Below are 582 nucleotides of genomic sequence, written 5' to 3' on the forward strand. Positions count from 1 at the left end.
CCCCGTGCTGCCGCTCGACTTGCATGTGTTAGGCCTGCCGCCAGCGTTCAATCTGAGCCATGATCAAACTCTTCAGTTTAAAGTCTGATAGTCCTTACTTCTCTCATCCCGAAGAACAAGAAGAAAAGCGGACCAAACTTGGTTCAAGGTCAAACGAATCTTGACGAGTCGCTTGCCTCGATATGTCGTGACTGGCTGTCACGCGAGAACAAGCGCCCACATCAATTACCTGATCGATTATTAAAGAGCGCCCCTACTTGAAGCGCTTCGCTTCTGCCATCGAACCCAAGTGCTTGTCAGCGCTTGTTTTCTGGGCCGCCGTAAGGAGTGGCGTATTTTAAGGATCTGGGCGAGGATGTCAACGTCTTTCTTGTCGAATCCTGCCTGGCGCCGTTGCTGCTTAGCGGCGCCGATCCTTGAAGAACTGGGAAGCAATCTTACTGGCCTCACCGCCTTGCGTCAACCGATTTCTTCAATCAAATCAAACGCTTGGAATTCTTCTCGCTGTCCCCGAAAACCTCTCTCGGCGGCAGCGGATGCGTACTTTACGGGCCCGCCGCCGAGTTGGCAAGCCCCTGAGTC

1 rRNA gene is annotated in these 582 nt (G+C 53.3%); it reads right to left on the bottom strand.

The features are described from left to right. Positions 1-79 (bottom strand): 16S ribosomal RNA (locus BTW08_RS18430); the annotation flags it as partial. Positions 80-582: the final 503 nt, after the last annotated feature.

Source organism: Salinicola sp. MH3R3-1 (genome assembly GCF_001937155.1).
Taxonomy (GTDB): Bacteria; Pseudomonadota; Gammaproteobacteria; order Pseudomonadales; family Halomonadaceae; genus Salinicola; species Salinicola halophyticus.